This window comes from Pseudomonas sp. MWU15-20650 (assembly GCF_023242475.1).
In the GTDB taxonomy this organism is placed as follows: domain Bacteria; phylum Pseudomonadota; class Gammaproteobacteria; order Pseudomonadales; family Pseudomonadaceae; genus Aquipseudomonas.
The window spans coordinates 46226-62496 of record NZ_JALJFG010000010.1 but is presented as its reverse complement, the minus strand read 5'-3'; the positions used below and the strand labels follow the sequence as shown (position 1 = coordinate 62496).

The window sequence follows — 16271 nt, the reverse complement described above, 5'->3', positions numbered from 1 at the left end:
TTTAGATTACCTTCGCTTCGTTTTTCAGTTTCTCGACCAGTTCAGCCACCGACTTGACCTTGATGCCCGCGCTGCGTGCAGCCGGCGCTTCGACTTTGACGGTCTTGTTGGTGGAGGCGGTGGAAACGCCCAAAGCATCTGGAGTCAGCACTTCGAGAGGCTTCTTCTTGGCTTTCATGATGTTTGGCAGGGACGCATAACGCGGCTCGTTCAAACGCAGGTCGGTGGTCACGATGGCTGGCAGTTTCAGGGAAACTGTTTGCGCGCCGCCGTCGATTTCGCGGGTCACGGCAACCTTGTCGCCGCTCACTTCGACTTTCGAAGCGAAGGTGCCCTGGCCGTAACCGGTCAGTGCAGCCAGCATCTGGCCAGTCTGGTTGTTGTCGCTGTCGATGGCTTGTTTGCCAAGGATCACCAGCTGTGGCTGTTCCTTGTCGACAACGGCCTTGAGCAACTTGGCAACGGCCAGGGAGGTCAGCTCTTCAGCCGACTCGACCAGGATGGCGCGATCGGCGCCCAGGGCCAGGGCGGTACGCAGCTGCTCTTGGGCAGTCGTCGGACCGATGGACACCACGACGATTTCAGTCGCAACGCCTTTCTCTTTCAGGCGTACGGCTTCTTCCACAGCGATTTCGCAGAAAGGGTTCATCGACATCTTGACGTTAGCAAGGTCGACGCCGGAATTGTCCGCCTTGACGCGAACTTTCACGTTGTAATCGACAACGCGTTTGACAGCTACAAGAACCTTCATGGATTCCTCGTTACTCTCCGGTGAAAAGAAAGTCGCCTAGGCGAACCTGGCGGTTGATGCTCATCGGCACACAAGGGCACCTCCAAAGACCTCGGCAGTGGCCTTGCACACGGGAAGTGATGACCGTTCGTCAGCGGTGACTGGGAGGTCATTCTTTATCGCGGCGTGTAAACTGCGCCCCATCGTTCAGGTGCGCGTCACTTTTTTGCCTTAAGCCTGTCTTTGGACGTGCTCTTGAAACCTGCAGTCTGCCTACGGTAAGCGCAAAACCGACCGTATCTTGACCGGAACGCCTATTCTGGTCAATACGGCAAAATGGTCAGTCATAAGCCCCGTTGCTTTGATTTACCTAGGCTTCGGGCGATTCAAACAAACGTTTGTATTGGACGCTGCCAGTGGTCTATATATAATGCGCCACCTAGAGAGACAGGTGGGTCCTGCCTTCGTGCAGAACGACACCGAACCTCCACCCATTAGAAAAAAAAGCCTGTTGAGCCTTGAGTAGGAGATAGCCTGTGGAACGCGAATACATGGAATTCGACGTGGTCATCGTCGGCGCTGGCCCGGCTGGCCTGTCTGCCGCCTGCCGACTGAAGCAGAAGGCCGCCGAAGCCGGTAAGGAAATCAGCGTCTGCGTGGTCGAGAAAGGCTCCGAAGTGGGCGCGCATATCCTCTCCGGTGCCGTGTTTGAACCCCGAGCCCTGAACGAACTGTTCCCGGACTGGAAAGCACTCGGCGCCCCGCTCAACACCCCGGTGGTGCGCGATGACATCTATGTTCTGCGCAGCCCCGAAGCCTCCACCAAGGTACCTGACTTCTTTGTGCCCAAGACCATGCACAACGAAGGCAACTACATCATCTCCCTGGGCAACCTGTGCCGCTGGCTGGCCCAGCAGGCCGAGAACCTGGGCGTGGAAGTCTACCCAGGCTTCGCCGCCCAGGAAGCCCTGTTCGACGAAAACGGCGTGGTGCGCGGGATTATTACCGGTGACCTGGGCGTCGACCGCGAAGGCAAGCCCAAAGAAGGCGTGTACACCCCGGGCATGGAACTGCGTGGCAAGTACACCCTGTTCGCCGAAGGTTGCCGTGGCCACATCGGCAAGCAACTGATCCAGCGCTTCAACCTGGACAGCGACGCCGACGCCCAGCACTACGGCATCGGCCTGAAAGAAATCTGGGAAATCGACCCCGCCAAGCATCAACCGGGCCTGGTGGTGCACACTGCCGGTTGGCCGCTGGACATCATGAGCGCCGAGAACACCGGTGGTTCGTTCCTCTATCACCTGGAAAACAACCAGGTGGTGGTCGGTCTGATCGTCGACCTGTCCTACAGCAACACCTTCCTGTCGCCGTTCGATGAGTTCCAGCGCCTCAAGCACCACCCGGTGCTGGCCCAATACCTGGAAGGCGGCAAGCGCATCAGCTACGGCGCTCGTGCCATCTGCAAAGGCGGCCTGAACTCCCTGCCGAAGATGGTCTTCAACGGTGGCGCGCTGATCGGTTGCGACCTGGGCACCCTGAACTTCGCCAAGATCAAAGGCAGCCACACCGCGATGAAGTCCGGCATGCTCGCCGCCGACGCCGTGGCCGAGCGCCTGTTTGCCGAATCCGAAGGCGGCGATGAGCTGACCAACTACGTCGACAGCTTCAAATCCAGCTGGCTCTACGAAGAACTGTTCGCCAGCCGCAACTTCGGCCCGGCGATGCACAAGTTCGGCCCGATCCTCGGTGCCGGCTTCAACTGGTTCGACCAGAACATCCTGGGCGGCAAAATGCCGTTCACCCTACACGATACCAAGCCGGACTACGCCTGCCTGAAGCTGGCCAAAGACTGCAAGAAAATCGACTACCCCAAACCCGACGGCAAGCTGAGCTTCGACAAGCTGAGCTCGGTGTTCATCTCCGGTACCAACCACGAAGAAGAACAGCCGTGCCATTTGAAACTCAAAGACCCGAGCATCCCGATCGGCACCAACCTGCCGCTCTACGATGAACCGGCGCAGCGCTATTGCCCGGCCGGTGTGTATGAAGTGATCACCCAGGAAGACGGCGAGAAGCGCTTCCAGATCAACGCCCAGAACTGCGTGCACTGCAAGACCTGTGACATCAAGGACCCTTCGCAGAACATCACCTGGGTCACACCGGAAGGTGCGGGTGGGCCGACTTACCCGAATATGTAAGCCAAACGAGGCTCCCAATTGGGAGCCTTTTTTATGGAGGCAAACTCGGCCAACTGTGGGAGGGGGCTTGCTCCCTCCCACAGTTGGAGTGTGTTTTGACTTGAAATGCTATGCCGCCCGCTCTTCGCCGGGGTTACGCAGGAAATAGCGCTTATATTCCCGACTGAACTGCGACGTACTCTGATACCCCACGCTATGCGCCGCCTGCGCCACGCTCATGCCTTCCACCAGCAGCAACTGCTGGGCCTTCAATAACCGCAAGCGTTTGAGGTACTGCACCGGCGACAACAGCGTGCAGCGTTTGAAATGCTCATGAAAGGTCGACGCACTCATGTGTGCATAACCCGCCAGGGTCTCGATATTCAGCGGCTCGGCGTAATGGGCGTGCAGGTGATTCAAGGACGTGGCGATGCGCGAAAACTGCCCCTGCTGCTCCACCAATGCACGCAATACATCAGCCTGTGGCCCGCGCAACGCGGTGAACAGTAACTCGCGAACCCGAGCAGGCCCCATGATCCGGCTTTCCAGTGGATCGTGCAGGCACTGCAACAACCGTTCTACACAGCCGCGCATGGCGTCATCCAGCACCACTGAACTCATCGACTCCAGGGTCTGCGCTGTCGGCGGCGGCCCCGCCTGAATGCCCATGGCCATGACCAATTCGCCCAGCACCACGCGGTCAATGCCGACCGTCACGCCATACAGCGGTGCATTCGGCAAGGCGAAGGTCTCGCACTCGAACGGCACCGGCATCGCCTGGATCAAATAGTGCCCGGCGCCGTACTCCAGCGTACGCGGGCCCAGATAGGCCACCTTGCTGCCTTGGGCGACAATCATCAGGCTCGGTTCGTAGATCTGCGGCCCGCGCGCCACGTCGCAACTGGCGCGCAACACCTGCACGCCCGGCAGGTTCGTCGGGGAAAAGCCGTCACAGGGCGTAAGCCCCTTGATCAAGGCAACGAGCGCCGCGTTGGCGTCGAGATGGCGGGTTAACAACATGGCAAAAAACTTCGCGAATAAGGGATGAAAACATCATCGCAGGTCTGAGCGCAGATAAATCCAAACACAGGGCACTCCCGGACGAATAGGCATGAGACTCGGAGCAATCGCCATGGCCGCACACAGGCCCGACGCGGAGAATGCGCCGCCTCCTAAGTCATCCTTTTGCGAGGTTTACCATGTACACCGCCATCGGTTATGCCGCCCAGTCGGCCACCACTCCCCTCGCCCCCATGTCCTTCCAGCGCCGCAGCCCGCGCGTCGATGACGTGGCCATCGAAATCCTCTACTGCGGCGTGTGCCACTCCGATATTCACCAGGCCCGCAACGAATGGGGGATCGCGGTATACCCGCTGATGCCTGGCCATGAAATTGTCGGCAAAGTCACCGCCGTCGGCGCCAACGTCACCGCGCATAAAGTCGGCGACCTGGTAGGCGTTGGCTGCATGGTCGATTCGTGCCGCCACTGCGACGCATGCAAATCGGACCTGGAGCAATACTGCCTCGAAGGCCCGACCATGACCTACGCCACCCCGGACCGGGTGGACGGCAGCAATACCATGGGCGGTTATTCCGACAGCATCGTGGTCAGCGAGCACTTTGTGGTGAAGATCCCCGCCACGCTCGACCTGGCCAGCGCCGCGCCGATCCTGTGCGCCGGTGTCACCCTGTATTCGCCGATCAAGCACTACGGCATCAAGGCCGGCGACAAGGTGGGCGTATTGGGCATGGGTGGCCTGGGCCACATGGGCATCAAGCTGGCCAAGGCGATTGGCGCTGAAGTGACCCTGTTCACCCGTTCCGCCAGCAAGGCCGAAGAAGGCCGTCGCCAGGGTGCCGACCATGTGATCGTGTCGACCGACGCAGCCCAGATGAAAGCCGCTGCCGGGCACTTCGACTTCCTGCTGGACACCATCCCGATGCAGCACGACCTGAACCCCTACCTCGACGTGCTGCGCTTTGACGGTGTGCACATCCTGGTGGGCCTGATCGAGCCGGTCGACCCACCGGTCAACGCCGCCAAACTGATCATGGGCCGCAAGGTACTGGCCGGCTCGTTGATCGGCGGCATTGCAGAAACCCAGGAAGTCCTGGATTTCTGCGCCGAGCACGGCATCAGCTGTGACATCGAAATGCTCGACATCCGCAACATCAACGAAGCCTACAGCCGCATGATCGCCGGTGATGTGAAGTACCGTTTTGTCATCGACATGGCGACCCTGAAAGCCTAAGCCCTTTCAACCCGCCACCCTACGCGGGCGCAAGGGCTACGAGGCTTTCGCGCCCAACTCCGCTGACAGCCGGGCCGCGACCTGTTTGATCACTGGGATCAGCTCGGCCATTTTTTCCAGTGGCATGTAGGGCACGGTACTGGCGATGCTGATGCCGGCGACGATTCGCCGGCTGGCATCGCGCACCGGTGCCGCCACGCAACGGATCGACGGTTCGTTGTCTTCCAGATCGAACGCATACCCCCCCACCACGTATTCACGCATGCGCTGCTCGAACTGTGCCCAGGACTGTTCCGGATGCTGCGGCCACTGCAGGCTTTTCCCGCCTGCGGGCAAGCTGACTTCGTACAGACGCTGCCACTCCTCCACCGAATCGTCCAACAGCAACGCCTTGCCGATCCCGGTACGCGCCAGCGGCATGCGATGGCCGACCCGCGAACGCATTTCCGGGCCGTTGCGGCCGGGGTTCTTGTGCAGGTAGAGCACGTCGTCGTACTCGCGGATCGCCAGGTGAATGGTGTCACCGGTCAGCGCCGACAACTCATCCAGGTAGGGCATCGCCAGGCTCACCAACGGCAACTCTTCACGGGCCTGGAACCCCAGCTCGATCAGCTTCGGCCCCAGCAGGTAACCGACTTGCGGCACCACGCGCAGGTAACGCTCCTCCACCAGGCAACTGGCCAGGCGGTGGGTGGTGCTGCGAGTGGTACCGATGCGCTTGGCGATCTCTTTCAGATCGCGCGCACCCGCCGCCACCGCATGCACCACGCCCAGGCCACGCAGCAAGGTCTGGGTACCGGTGGGCGCGGCGTCTTTGACGGGGGTGTGGGCGTTTTCCTGCATATCGGGCCTATTAGGAAGTACGAAAACGGCGCCATTATGGCAAATACCGCCCTCCAGAACAGAGAAGATCCACAGTGGGAGGAGGCCCCTTCCACTGTCGGTCTTCATAGGGTTTGGTTCAGCGTTGTTTCATACGGTCGATAATCACCGCCAAGAGCAGGATCGAGCCACGAATCACATACTGGTAGAAGGTGTCGATGTTCTTCAGGTTCATCGCGTTCTCGATGATCGCCAGGATCAGCACCCCGGCAATCACATGGCGAATCATGCCGATGCCGCCGCTCAACGACACCCCGCCCAATACGCAGGCCGAAATCACCGTCAGTTCGAAGCCCTGGCCAATCATCGGCTGGCCCGAAGTCATGCGCGACGCGAGAATCACTCCAGCCAGTGCGCCGACCAAACCGTGCACGGCAAAGATGATGATCTTGGTGCGGTCAACGTTCACCCCGGCCAGCAACGCGGCCTCCTGGTTACCGCCGATGGCCATGGTATTGCGTCCGTACGTGGTGTAGTTGAGCAGCCAGCCAAAAAACACAAAGCACACTACCGTGATGATGATCGGCACCGGCACGCCCAGCAGTTGGCCGTTGCCGAAGACAAAGAAGCGCTCATCCATCACGCCGACGGCCTTGCCGTTGGAGAAGATGTAGGCCAGCCCACGCACGATCTGCATGGTCGCCAGGGTCGCGATCAAGGCATTGATGCGCAGCTTGGCGATGACAATGCCATTGATCAGCCCGACCACCAGGCCCATGGCCAACGCGGCAGACACGCCGAGTACCACGCTGTCGGTGTCGCGAATCACAATCCCCGCCACCACGCCGGCGCAGGCGATCACCGAGCCTACCGATAAGTCGAAGTGCCCCGACGCCAGGCAGAACAACATCGTGCACGCGGCAATCCCCACGGTGGAAATCGCCAGCCCCAGGCCACGCATGTTCAGCGGCGAAAGGAAGTTGTCGATGAACAGCGCGCTGAGCACAAAGATCGTCAATGCCGCGAGCAGCATCACCCAATCATCAAGAAACTTGCGCTGGTTGAAACCCGGCCAGAAGCCTTTTGCAGTCTTTACCTGGGACATCAATCACCTCGAATTCTTCAAGCCCGCGTACGCGGAAGTGCCAGTTGCAATAGCCGTGCTTCATCCGCCTGATCGCGGTTCAACTCACCGGTCAGGACGCCTTCGCTCATCACCAGGATGCGGTCGCAGATGCCCATCACTTCCATCAGGTCGCTGGACACTACGATCACCGCAATGCCGCTGGCCGCCAGGTTATGGATGATCTGGTAGATCTCCGACTTGGCCCCGATGTCGATACCGCGCGTGGGTTCATCGAGCAGCAACACCTTCATCGGCATCGACAGCCAGCGGCCGAGAATGGCCTTCTGTTGGTTGCCGCCCGACAGGTACATGATTTTCTGCTGGGCGTTCGGCGTTTTGACTTTCATCGCCTTGATCTGCTGGTCGGCGTTACCCTTCTCCCAGCCCTCACGCAACAGCCAGCCAAACGTGGAATGGGCGCCACGCGCGCTGATGTTGATGTTCTCGGCGACGCTGGACAGCGGGATGATGCCCTCCTTCTTGCGGTCCTCCGGGCACAGCAATACACCAGCGGCGATGGCATCTCTCGGGGAGCGCAGTTGCAGCGTTTGCCCGCACAGTTTCAAGTGCCCTGCGGTACTGCGCGCGAGGCCACTGAGCAGCCTGAGCAGTTCGGTACGGCCGGCGCCAACCAGCCCGAACAGGCCGAGAATCTCGCCTTTGCGCACCTGCAAGCTGACCGGTTCACGCAAGCCCGGGCCAAGCAAACCCTGGACCTTGAGCGCGACTTCGCCGTGCTCACGCGGGCGGTAGTCGTAAATGTCCTGGATGTCGCGACCGACCATGCACGTCACCAATTGGTCGTGGGTCAGCGTGGCCATGTCGTCAAAGGTGCGCACATAGCGGCCGTCCTTGAACACCGTCACCGCATCGCAGATACGGAACACTTCTTCCATGCGATGAGAGACATACAGCACCACTTTGCCCTCGTCGCGCAGACGCGTGATGATCGCCATCAAGCGCTCGATTTCCCGCGCCGACAAACTGCTGGTGGGTTCATCGAAGGCAATCACATGGGCACCACGGGACAACGCCTTGGCGATTTCCACCAACTGCCGCTGGCCGAGGGACAAACGCCCGAGCTTCTCCTGGGGGTCGATTTCATCGGCCAGGCCCTTGAGACACGCCAACGCCTGTTGGCGCAGCAAACCGCCATTGACCACGCCAAAGCGCGACGGCAAGTGCCCCAGGAACAGGTTCTCGGCCACGGTCATTTCCGGCACCAGATGCAGCTCCTGGTGAATCACCGCCACACCGTTGGCGATGCTGTCAGCCGCATTTTTAAAGGCCATGACCTGCTCGCCGATTTGCACCGTGCCACTGCTCGGCAGGTAGGCGCCGCCAAGGATTTTCAGCAGCGTCGACTTGCCCGCGCCGTTCTCCCCCATCAGCGCGTGCACCGAATGCGGCCGCGCTTCAAAGCTGATCTGCGCCAGGGCCTTGACCCCGGGAAACTCCTTGCCGATACCGTTGAAACGCAGGGCCGCGCCGGTCATTTCCACAGCCCGATTTTGCTCAACTCTTGCTTGAAGTTGGCGCGGGTGATCAGCGTTACGTTGTCCAGGGCAGTGAACTTGGCCGGCTCGGTGCCTTTGGTCACCCACTCGAACATCGCACTCGCGGTTTTATAGCCCGATGCGTCGGGGCTCAGCAGCATTGAGCCATAGAAACCCGTGTCGGTTTTTTTCAGCTCTTCGATGGCATCGGTGCCGTTGATGCCGACGCCGATGACATTGGCCGCCTTGAAACCAGCGCTTTCAGTGGCACGCACACCACCGAGCACGGTGCTGTCGTTCATGCCGCCGATGATCAGGTTTTTCGCACCGCTGGGCAGCTTCACCAACGCCGAGTTGGTGGCGTCCATGCTGCCAGGTACATCAAGGGTTTTCTGCGCGCTGAACAGGATATGGTCTGCCGGCAAGCCAGCAGCCTTGAGCCCCTGGACCGAACCATCGGTGCGCTTCTTGCCAGTCTCCAACTCATCGAAGGTGTTGATGACGGCGTAGGTTTCTTTCCAATCCCAATTGCGTTTTTTCGCTTCGGTGGCCATGGCCTCGCCTTGCTTCTGGCCGATCTTGTAGGCGTCCAGGCCGACATAGGGCACGTCCTCCATGGGCTTGCCCTTGGCGTCGACGAAGCGATCATCCACCGCCAGCACTTTCAAGCCGTTGAGCTTGGCCTTGGCCATGATCGCAGGCCCCAGGGACACGTCCGGCGGGCAGATCACGAAGCCCTTGGCGCCGTTGGCCGCCAGGGTGTCGATGGCCGACAGGGTTTTCTCACCATCGGGCACGGCGATCTTGATCACGGTGAAACCCTGGTCCTTGCCGGCTTTTTCGGCGAAGGCCCATTCGGTCTGGAACCAGGGTTCTTCGGCTTGCTTGACGAGGAAGCCGATCTTCACTTCTTCGGCCGATACAAAGCCGCTGAAGGCCACAGCGAGCGCCAGGGCGCCCAGGGTTTTCTTGAACATGAACCACCTCTTGTTGGATTTAGTCGTGGTACATCACAGAGCGCCCGCCATCGATCATCAGGCAGGTGGCATTGATAAACGGCGCCTCGTCAGTGGCCAAAAACAGCGCCGTCATGGCCACCTCAATCGGCTGGCCAATCCGCTTGGGCGGGTGCAGGTCAAACGCGCGCTGACGCTCGGCGTGGGGGTCGGGGAAACCGTTCCAGTAATCGACGTTGAGCTGGGTTTCGATATAGCCCGGCGCAATGGCATTCACGCGGATGCCCTTGGGTGCGTATTCGATACCCAGGGCACGGGTAAGGCCGAGCAGACCGTGCTTGGCGACGGGGTATGGAAAGCAGCCGGGGATGATGTGGCTGGAATGGGTGGAGGCAATGTTGATGATGTTGCCGATGCCCTGCTCGATCATGTGCGGCAACACCGAACGGCAGCCGTACCAGGCGCCGTCCAGGTCAATGGCGAAGCAACGGCGCCAGTCTTCGTCGGTCATTTCAAGGGGGTCGCGAAATACATTCACCCCGGCACAGTTGACCAGCACATCGACGCGACCGAAGCGCTCGATGGCCAGGTCGACCAGCGACTGCCATTGAGCTTTGGAAGTGATATCGACAGGTTGCGCGACGATCTCGGCGCCACGCTCGCGCCAGTGGGCGGCAACGCGCTCGACCTTTTCGCCCTGGATATCCGCGATCACCAATCGCGCCTGCTGGGCCTGGAAGCAAGCGACGATCGCCTCGCCAATACCCTGCGCAGCGCCAGTGATAATCACCACTTTATTCTTTAGCCGCTCGCCGTAAGTCGGCTCGGGCACAGCGGGTAATGACAGCGGTTGTGCCTGCATCGCTTCACCTGTTTTATTTTTGGTAGTGAGTGCTGATGCAGCCGACTATAAACCCAGACCTTTAAATATCTCAATATATAAATTTGCATCCCATATTGTGAGAGCAAACATAAAAAACCGGCCTTTAATGGCTGATGCTCGTCAGCGAAGAAGGAGCACTGTAACTGTGGCGAGAGAGCAAGCTCCCTCGCCACAGGTTACCGGTTGCTCTTTCTAGCTCTTAACTGACTGGCATCAGCCATTAAAGGCCGGTTTTTCAGCGGAGCGCGGATCAGCCTTGGGCAAAATCGCGCAGCGCATCCCCTTCCATGCGATAGCGCACCCACTCCTCCTGCGGCTGGGCACCGATGGATTTGTAGAACGCGATGGCCGGTTCGTTCCAGTCCAGCACGCTCCATTCAAAGCGCCCGCAACCGTTGTCGCAGGCAATCTTCGCCAAGTGGCGCAACAACTTCTTGCCCGCCCCACCGCCGCGTTGTTCCGGGTTGATGTAGAGGTCTTCCAGGTACAGGCAGTTGCTGCCAAGCCACGTCGAATAACTGAAAAAGAACACCGCGAAACCAATCGGCACGCCATCCCGCGAGCAGATCAGGCCATGGGCGGTAGCCCCTTCGCTGAACAGGCTGCGCTCAATATCCGCCACGCTGGCGATCACTTCATGCCGGGCCTTTTCGTATTCGGCAAGTTCGGTGATGAACGTCAGGATCTGCGCAGCATCGCTGGGCACGGCGGGGCGAATCTCGATGGTCATGGGCAGGCCTTGGGCAATTTCAAAGCCCACATACTAAGACGCTTTGATGACCGATTGCAGTGCAATTTCGCAGCAACCGGGGCGCTTTACTCCGTCGCACGCTAACCCGAGCACCACCAACCACAGAACAATCCGCCGGGCTGTGCATGGTAAACAGAGCGCATAAATCCAACGACTCGAGACTTACTCATGCACACCACGCCTGCGGTGGGCGCGAAGACATTTGCGCTGTTCTGCCTTGCCAGCTTCTTGCTGTCGCTGTCCTACGGCTCGACGTTTCTGCTGTCGCTATTGATCCATTCGCGCGGAGGAAACGAACATGATGCCGGCAGCGTGATTTCCATGGCGATGCTCAGCACTTTCGTGGCGGTGGTGTGTTGCGGACATTTGGCCGATGCCGTGGGCGCGGCACGGGCTATTGCGGGGATGGGTGTATTGCTGGTGGTGGCCTGCCTGGGGTTTGCGCTGACGCCGGGTTTTGGTCAAGGCCTGATGGTATTCGGGCTGTCTTTGGGGTTGGGCTGGGGTGTGTTCTACACCTTGGGTCCGATCATCGTGACGCTGCTGGTGGAGTCCCACCAGCGGGCCAAATACTTTGCGCTGCTGTCGGGAAGCATGTTGAGCGGGATCGGAGCCGGCCCTTTGCTCGGGCGAGCCGCCAGTGCATTGGACCTGCCGCTGACAACGGCCTTCTATATTGCGGGGTTGGCCAGCCTCGCGGGCGTCGCGATGTTCTGGCGCATGGGGGCACACCTCAAGCATCACGCGAATGTGCCCACATCGAGGATTTCCTGGGCCTCCAGCCGCCGAGTGCTGTCATCAAAAGCCGCATTTTCCATCCTGATGGTTGGCCTGGGTGGCTGTGTATTTGGCGGGCTGTCATCGTTCCAGACCAGCTATGCAGCGGCCCATAGGTTGGACTATTCGCTGTTCTTCGCGGGGTTCCTGAGTGCCGCAATCACCAGCCGCCTACTGATCGCCGGCCACGTGGTCAAGCGTGATGCCTACCGGGCCGCCTGTGCGTTATCCGGGATCATGCTCGGGTCTATCGCGCTGTTTGCATTTGGCGTTAGCGGTAACTTCAGCTACCTGCTGGCGGCGGCCACGTTGGGGGTGGGGTACGGCCTCACGTATTCCGTGATCAATGGGCTGGTGGCCAACGAAGCGCCGTCAGGCACTACATCCCAGGCACTGCTGCTGTTCAGCCTGGCGTACTTTATCGGCGTGTTCGGTTTTCCCTGGCTGGCGGGCAAGATCATCGTCGACTACGGCCTCCCGATGCTGCTGGCGAGTGTGCTGGGCGTGGCCTTGTTCAACTGGCTGATCACGGTGGCGCGATTGATCTGGCGCCAGCGCTCGGCACACAAAGCCTTACAGGTAAGTTAATACCGTTCGTCGCCATCAAGGCACGAACCCGAAACGGGGGCGGACCAATAAAGGGTAAGGACATTAATCATATGGAGACACCCCTGATGAAAAATTCCAAACTCGCCGCCCTCGCCCTCACCGGCCTTTTGTCTGCCGCATCGCTGAGTGCCTTGGCTGCCACATCGTCCACCGGCAAGACCGATCCCGTCGGCAACCCACCGAGCCCTGCTACCCAGGAGTCTCAGGATTCAATGGGCACCGGCCTTGATACCAATGGTGGCGCGATTATCAACAACGGTGCCGACCCACGCACCCAAGGCAACGACACACAACGCCAGGCCCCCGCCGCCGTCGGTAACGGCAAGATGGGCCCCGGAGCAAAAGAACCGAATGTCAACAAAGGCGACGACAACCGCATTCCCGGCGCACCGAAACAACCTGCGCCTTGATACTGCGGTAGCAAGACGAACACCTGACCATTCCCCAGTGAAGAGGTAAGCATGAACGTCGATAGAAACCTTGAAAAAGAAGTCCTCACCCGCCTGCTGCACGCCCACCCGAATGGCCTGGGCAAGGAGGTTCTGGATAACTACCGCGGTGAAAAAGTGGTCGCCAGTGTCTTGGCGTTCCTACAGGACCGTGGGCTGATCAAGGATGGGCATGTGACCACCGACGATGCCGGTGAATATTCGTTGAACCTGCCGATCAAACTGACCGCGTCGGGCGTCGACGAGGCCCGCAAGCTGGAAGGTGAGAGCCGTCAGTAATCCATTTTGTCTGGTCTGGCCCGGACATTAAGGGCCAGTAGGAGTATCGCAATGCCTCTTGGAAGCAAAGCCAAATACACCGCCGCACAGAAGCGTAAGGCCGCTCGTATCGAAGAGAGTTACGAGCAAAAAGGCGTCCCCACGGATGAAGCCGAAGCCCGAGCCTGGGCGACCGTCAATAAGCAGTCCGGTGGAGGCGAAAAACCCGGTGGTTCAGGCCGCAACAAGGCCCCGGAGAAAAAAGCCCAGGCGCGAAGTGAGTCCGCCAAGCGTGCCGCCGCCACCCGCGAAGGCCACCCGCGTAACAGCACGGTTTCGCTAAGCACGCAAACCAAGGAAAGCTTGTTAAAAGAAGCGCGGGCCAAGGATATTCGGGGGCGTTCGAGCATGCGCAAAGATCAGTTGATCGATGCGCTGCGCAAGGCCGGCTAGGCACCGATCAAATGGGGGCCGAGACCAGCAACATCATCGGGCGCTCCTGCTCCTGCGCCGTTCTGGGTCATGGAGTCGCTCGGTGCTGATAGGTGCCTATTTTGCCAACAATGCATCCACTTCGGCAGGCCCGGGTGCAGTTGCAGGCCCCCAACGCGTGACCGCCAGCGCAGCGGCTGCATTGGCACGACGCGCCGCGTCAACAGGTGCCAAACCATTGGCCAACCCGGCGAGAAAGACGCCCGCATGGGCATCGCCTGCACCGTTGCTGTCGACCGCTTTCACGTCAAACCCCAGTACATGTTCGGCGTTGCCTTGGGCACTGACCCAACATCCGTTCGGGCCATCACGCACCACCCGCAATGTTTCGGCAGGCAGGAGGCGATTAAGCTCGGTCAGTGCGTCGGCCAACATAGCGGCGCCCGTAAACGCGAGCGCTTCCGGGCCGTTGCTGGTCCAGATATCGATACGCGGCAGCAAGGCCCGCATCAGCGCCGAGTCCGGCGCCTTGACCAGCGGGCCCGGGTCGAACACCACCGTGATTTCACGCGGCAACGCCAGCAGCCAATCGAGCAACGCCTGCGCCTTGCCATCGAGCAACAGGCTGTAGCCGCTCACATACACATAGTCATCCGCGCGCGGCACCACGCGGGCCAAATCCTCGGCGCTCAAGTCACCTTCAGCACCGATATGGGAAATGAAGGTGCGCTCGGTGGTGGCCTCGGTCAGCGACACACACAACCCGGTGTCCTTGCCTTCGCTGGCCGCCTGCGCCATCTCCACGCCCTCGGCCTGCATCGCCGCGCGCGCCAGGTCGCCGAAGCGCCCACTGCCGTGACGGCCCAGGTAAATCACCGGTAAACCATTGCGCCGCGCCGCAGCCATCACATTAAACCCACCGCCGGCTTCGAAATTGGCCGAGTGTGCCAACACGTCGCCGCCGGTTGCGGGCAAGGTGTCGAGGGCCATGACCAGGTCAACGATGACTTGGCCTGTGTGCAGCAATCTAGACATTGGGGCTCTCTACCAAAGCTGGGCGCCGATCAGCCGCGCCGCCCAGTACCGCATAAATCCCACCGGCCACCAGGAAGGTGACGATCCAGCCGAGGCCGTTATGGCCCAGCCAGGAGTCAGACAACGGCCCGGCGAACCAGATATTTTCAGCGGTGGTGCCAATGGTGGTGAAGCTCAAGCCCAGCACGATCGCCACGGCCCAGGCGCCGAACGCACGCCATTCGATACCGCCGCGGTACCAGTAGGCGCTGGTGGGGCTGACGTCCAGCAGGTCTTTTGGGCTGTAGTAGTGACGGTGAATCAGGTCGACCACGAAGATCCCGACCCACGCTGTGATCGGCACCGCCAGCAACGAGATGAAGGTAATGAACGGGCCGTAGAAACTGTCGGCGATCAGCATGAAGTAGATAGAACCGGCGAAGATCGCCACGATGTCGACGATCACCGCATGCACGCGCTTGACCTTCAAGCCCAGGGTCAAGGTGGTGAGTCCGGCCGAGTACACCGAGAGGTTGTTGGAAAGCAGCAGCCCGCCAAACGCCGTGATCAGGTACGGCACGGCCATCCAGGTCGGCAGCATGTCGCGGATCGCGATGATCGGGTCAGTGGCCGAGGCCAGGTCGTTATTGCCCACCGACAGCAGGCCGCCGAGAGTGATCAGCAATACCAGCGGAATACCCGCGCCAAATGCGGCAGATGCCACCAGGCGCGCAGCCTTGACGCTGCGGTGCTGGTAGCGCGACATGTCGGCGCCAGCGTTGGCCCAACCGATACCCGTGCCCGCCGCCATGGTGCCGATGCCGATGATCATCGCGCTCAGCGGTGCCGGTGTAGCGTTGAACACCGCGCTCCAGTCGATGGTGGCGCAGAGGAAACCGCCCACCAGGATATTCAAGGCACCGAACACGTAAGTGGCCCACTTCTGGATCACCAGCAACGTCGCATGACCGAGGCCAGAAACCGACAGGGTCAGCAGCACGAAGAGGGCGATAAACAGCAAGGTCAGCAACGGCGCGCTTTTCGCCTCGACCGGCGAGTGAAACAGGATCGAACACAGCGACAGCAATACAAAGGCCGCCGTCGTGGTGTTGACGGTTTCCCAGCCCAGGCGCGACATCAGCGACACCAGGGTCGGACCGATATTGCCGCGCACGCCGAAGATGGCGCGGGACAAGGTCAGGCTGGGCGCGCGCCCCCGACGGCCAGCGATGGAGATGATGCCCACCACCGCAAAGGAACCGGCCGCGCCAAGGAGGGCGACGAGAATGGCCTGCCAGATCGCCAGGCCGCGGAACGCCACAAGCGTCGCGCCGAGCGGCAAGCCAAGGATGCTGATGTTGGCGGCGAACCACACCCAGAACAATTGCAGCGGATGGCCGTTGCACTCGCCCTCCGGGACCGGTTCGATACCACGTGTTTCCAACTGCCCGGCGCTTTGGCCGGAAGAAGTGCTGCTCATGAGAGGGGCTCCTGGTGCCAGTATTATTGTGGTTGTGGCAGAGACTAAGTCGTCCT

At 60.4% G+C, this 16271-nt stretch carries 16 protein-coding genes; 6 read left to right on the top strand and 10 right to left on the bottom strand.

The features are described from left to right. Position 1: 1 nt before the first annotated feature. Positions 2 to 751 carry an electron transfer flavoprotein subunit beta/FixA family protein gene (locus M5B43_RS11110; RefSeq protein WP_065940716.1) on the bottom strand — a complete coding sequence of 250 codons (750 nt, stop codon included), beginning with the start codon at positions 749 to 751 and terminating at the stop codon, positions 2 to 4. A gap of 515 nt (positions 752 to 1266) precedes the next feature. Here M5B43_RS11110 and M5B43_RS11105 point away from each other — a divergent pair. Beyond that, on the top strand, positions 1267 to 2931 hold the full coding sequence (locus tag M5B43_RS11105; protein WP_248750148.1) for an electron transfer flavoprotein-ubiquinone oxidoreductase: 1665 nt from the start codon (positions 1267 to 1269) through the stop codon (positions 2929 to 2931). Positions 2932 to 3039: 108 nt separating this feature from the next. On the opposite strand, the gene M5B43_RS11100 is transcribed toward M5B43_RS11105, so the two are convergent. After that, complete coding sequence (locus tag M5B43_RS11100; RefSeq protein WP_248750147.1) at positions 3040 to 3930, bottom strand: AraC family transcriptional regulator; 891 nt, start codon at positions 3928 to 3930, stop codon at positions 3040 to 3042. 179 nt (positions 3931 to 4109) lie between these two features. On the opposite strand from M5B43_RS11100, the gene M5B43_RS11095 reads away from it, so the two are divergent. Further along, complete coding sequence (locus M5B43_RS11095; RefSeq protein WP_248750146.1) at positions 4110 to 5162, top strand: NAD(P)-dependent alcohol dehydrogenase; 1053 nt, start codon at positions 4110 to 4112, stop codon at positions 5160 to 5162. 36 nt (positions 5163 to 5198) lie between these two features. Here M5B43_RS11095 and M5B43_RS11090 read toward each other — a convergent pair whose 3' ends face one another. From M5B43_RS11090 to M5B43_RS11065, 6 genes are all read right to left on the bottom strand, one after another. Continuing rightward, positions 5199 to 6005 carry an IclR family transcriptional regulator gene (locus tag M5B43_RS11090; protein WP_248750145.1) on the bottom strand — a complete coding sequence of 269 codons (807 nt, stop codon included), beginning with the start codon at positions 6003 to 6005 and terminating at the stop codon, positions 5199 to 5201. 118 nt (positions 6006 to 6123) lie between these two features. Beyond that, positions 6124 to 7089 carry an L-arabinose ABC transporter permease AraH gene (araH, locus tag M5B43_RS11085; RefSeq protein ID WP_248750144.1) on the bottom strand — a complete coding sequence of 322 codons (966 nt, stop codon included), beginning with the start codon at positions 7087 to 7089 and terminating at the stop codon, positions 6124 to 6126. Positions 7090 to 7106: 17 nt separating this feature from the next. Next, positions 7107 to 8606 (bottom strand): L-arabinose ABC transporter ATP-binding protein AraG, encoded by a 1500-nt coding sequence (araG, locus tag M5B43_RS11080; RefSeq protein ID WP_248750143.1) that lies wholly within the window; start codon positions 8604 to 8606, stop codon positions 7107 to 7109. Continuing rightward, positions 8603 to 9583, bottom strand: coding sequence for a substrate-binding domain-containing protein (locus M5B43_RS11075; RefSeq protein WP_248750142.1), 981 nt, complete (start codon positions 9581 to 9583; stop codon positions 8603 to 8605). The genes araG and M5B43_RS11075 overlap by 4 nt, the downstream gene beginning before the upstream one ends. 19 nt (positions 9584 to 9602) lie before the next feature. Further along, positions 9603 to 10424, bottom strand: coding sequence for an SDR family oxidoreductase (locus M5B43_RS11070; RefSeq protein WP_248750141.1), 822 nt, complete (start codon positions 10422 to 10424; stop codon positions 9603 to 9605). A 271-nt stretch (positions 10425 to 10695) separates the two neighbouring features. Then, positions 10696 to 11175 carry a GNAT family N-acetyltransferase gene (locus M5B43_RS11065; RefSeq protein ID WP_248750140.1) on the bottom strand — a complete coding sequence of 160 codons (480 nt, stop codon included), beginning with the start codon at positions 11173 to 11175 and terminating at the stop codon, positions 10696 to 10698. Positions 11176 to 11364: 189 nt separating this feature from the next. Here M5B43_RS11065 and M5B43_RS11060 point away from each other — a divergent pair, with 189 nt between their 5' ends. The 4 genes from M5B43_RS11060 (at position 11365) to M5B43_RS11045 (ending at position 13742) form a co-directional block, all read left to right on the top strand. After that, on the top strand, positions 11365 to 12561 hold the full coding sequence (locus M5B43_RS11060; protein WP_248750139.1) for an MFS transporter: 1197 nt from the start codon (positions 11365 to 11367) through the stop codon (positions 12559 to 12561). A gap of 86 nt (positions 12562 to 12647) precedes the next feature. Next, positions 12648 to 12992 (top strand): hypothetical protein, encoded by a 345-nt coding sequence (locus M5B43_RS11055; protein WP_248750138.1) that lies wholly within the window; start codon positions 12648 to 12650, stop codon positions 12990 to 12992. A 51-nt stretch (positions 12993 to 13043) separates the two neighbouring features. Then, positions 13044 to 13310 carry a hypothetical protein gene (locus tag M5B43_RS11050; RefSeq protein WP_248750137.1) on the top strand — a complete coding sequence of 89 codons (267 nt, stop codon included), beginning with the start codon at positions 13044 to 13046 and terminating at the stop codon, positions 13308 to 13310. Positions 13311 to 13361: 51 nt separating this feature from the next. Then, entirely contained in the window at positions 13362 to 13742 is a 381-nt protein-coding gene (locus M5B43_RS11045) for a termination factor Rho (protein WP_248750136.1), read from the top strand. Between the two features lie 96 nt (positions 13743 to 13838). On the opposite strand, the gene M5B43_RS11040 is transcribed toward M5B43_RS11045, so the two are convergent. Together M5B43_RS11040 and M5B43_RS11035 are read right to left on the bottom strand one after the other, a co-directional pair. Beyond that, positions 13839 to 14756, bottom strand: coding sequence for a PfkB family carbohydrate kinase (locus tag M5B43_RS11040; RefSeq protein WP_248750135.1), 918 nt, complete (start codon positions 14754 to 14756; stop codon positions 13839 to 13841). Further along, positions 14749 to 16215: a cytosine permease gene (locus tag M5B43_RS11035; RefSeq protein WP_248750134.1), complete on the bottom strand. Its 1467-nt coding sequence runs from the start codon at positions 16213 to 16215 to the stop codon at positions 14749 to 14751. The genes M5B43_RS11040 and M5B43_RS11035 overlap by 8 nt, the downstream gene beginning before the upstream one ends. Between the last annotated feature and the right edge of the window lie 56 nt (positions 16216 to 16271).

Coding starts and splice junctions, on each gene's coding strand:
- M5B43_RS11110 (WP_065940716.1), bottom strand. CDS start 751: ATGAAGGTTCTTGTAGCTGTCAAACGCGTTGTCGATTACAACGTGAAA.
- M5B43_RS11100 (WP_248750147.1), bottom strand. CDS start 3,930: ATGTTGTTAACCCGCCATCTCGACGCCAACGCGGCGCTCGTTGCCTTG.
- M5B43_RS11095 (WP_248750146.1), top strand. CDS start 4,110: ATGTACACCGCCATCGGTTATGCCGCCCAGTCGGCCACCACTCCCCTC.
- M5B43_RS11090 (WP_248750145.1), bottom strand. CDS start 6,005: ATGCAGGAAAACGCCCACACCCCCGTCAAAGACGCCGCGCCCACCGGT.
- araH (WP_248750144.1), bottom strand. CDS start 7,089: ATGTCCCAGGTAAAGACTGCAAAAGGCTTCTGGCCGGGTTTCAACCAG.
- araG (WP_248750143.1), bottom strand. CDS start 8,606: ATGACCGGCGCGGCCCTGCGTTTCAACGGTATCGGCAAGGAGTTTCCC.
- M5B43_RS11075 (WP_248750142.1), bottom strand. CDS start 9,583: ATGTTCAAGAAAACCCTGGGCGCCCTGGCGCTCGCTGTGGCCTTCAGC.
- M5B43_RS11070 (WP_248750141.1), bottom strand. CDS start 10,424: ATGCAGGCACAACCGCTGTCATTACCCGCTGTGCCCGAGCCGACTTAC.
- M5B43_RS11065 (WP_248750140.1), bottom strand. CDS start 11,175: ATGACCATCGAGATTCGCCCCGCCGTGCCCAGCGATGCTGCGCAGATC.
- M5B43_RS11060 (WP_248750139.1), top strand. CDS start 11,365: ATGCACACCACGCCTGCGGTGGGCGCGAAGACATTTGCGCTGTTCTGC.
- M5B43_RS11055 (WP_248750138.1), top strand. CDS start 12,648: ATGAAAAATTCCAAACTCGCCGCCCTCGCCCTCACCGGCCTTTTGTCT.
- M5B43_RS11050 (WP_248750137.1), top strand. CDS start 13,044: ATGAACGTCGATAGAAACCTTGAAAAAGAAGTCCTCACCCGCCTGCTG.
- M5B43_RS11045 (WP_248750136.1), top strand. CDS start 13,362: ATGCCTCTTGGAAGCAAAGCCAAATACACCGCCGCACAGAAGCGTAAG.
- M5B43_RS11040 (WP_248750135.1), bottom strand. CDS start 14,756: ATGTCTAGATTGCTGCACACAGGCCAAGTCATCGTTGACCTGGTCATG.
- M5B43_RS11035 (WP_248750134.1), bottom strand. CDS start 16,215: ATGAGCAGCACTTCTTCCGGCCAAAGCGCCGGGCAGTTGGAAACACGT.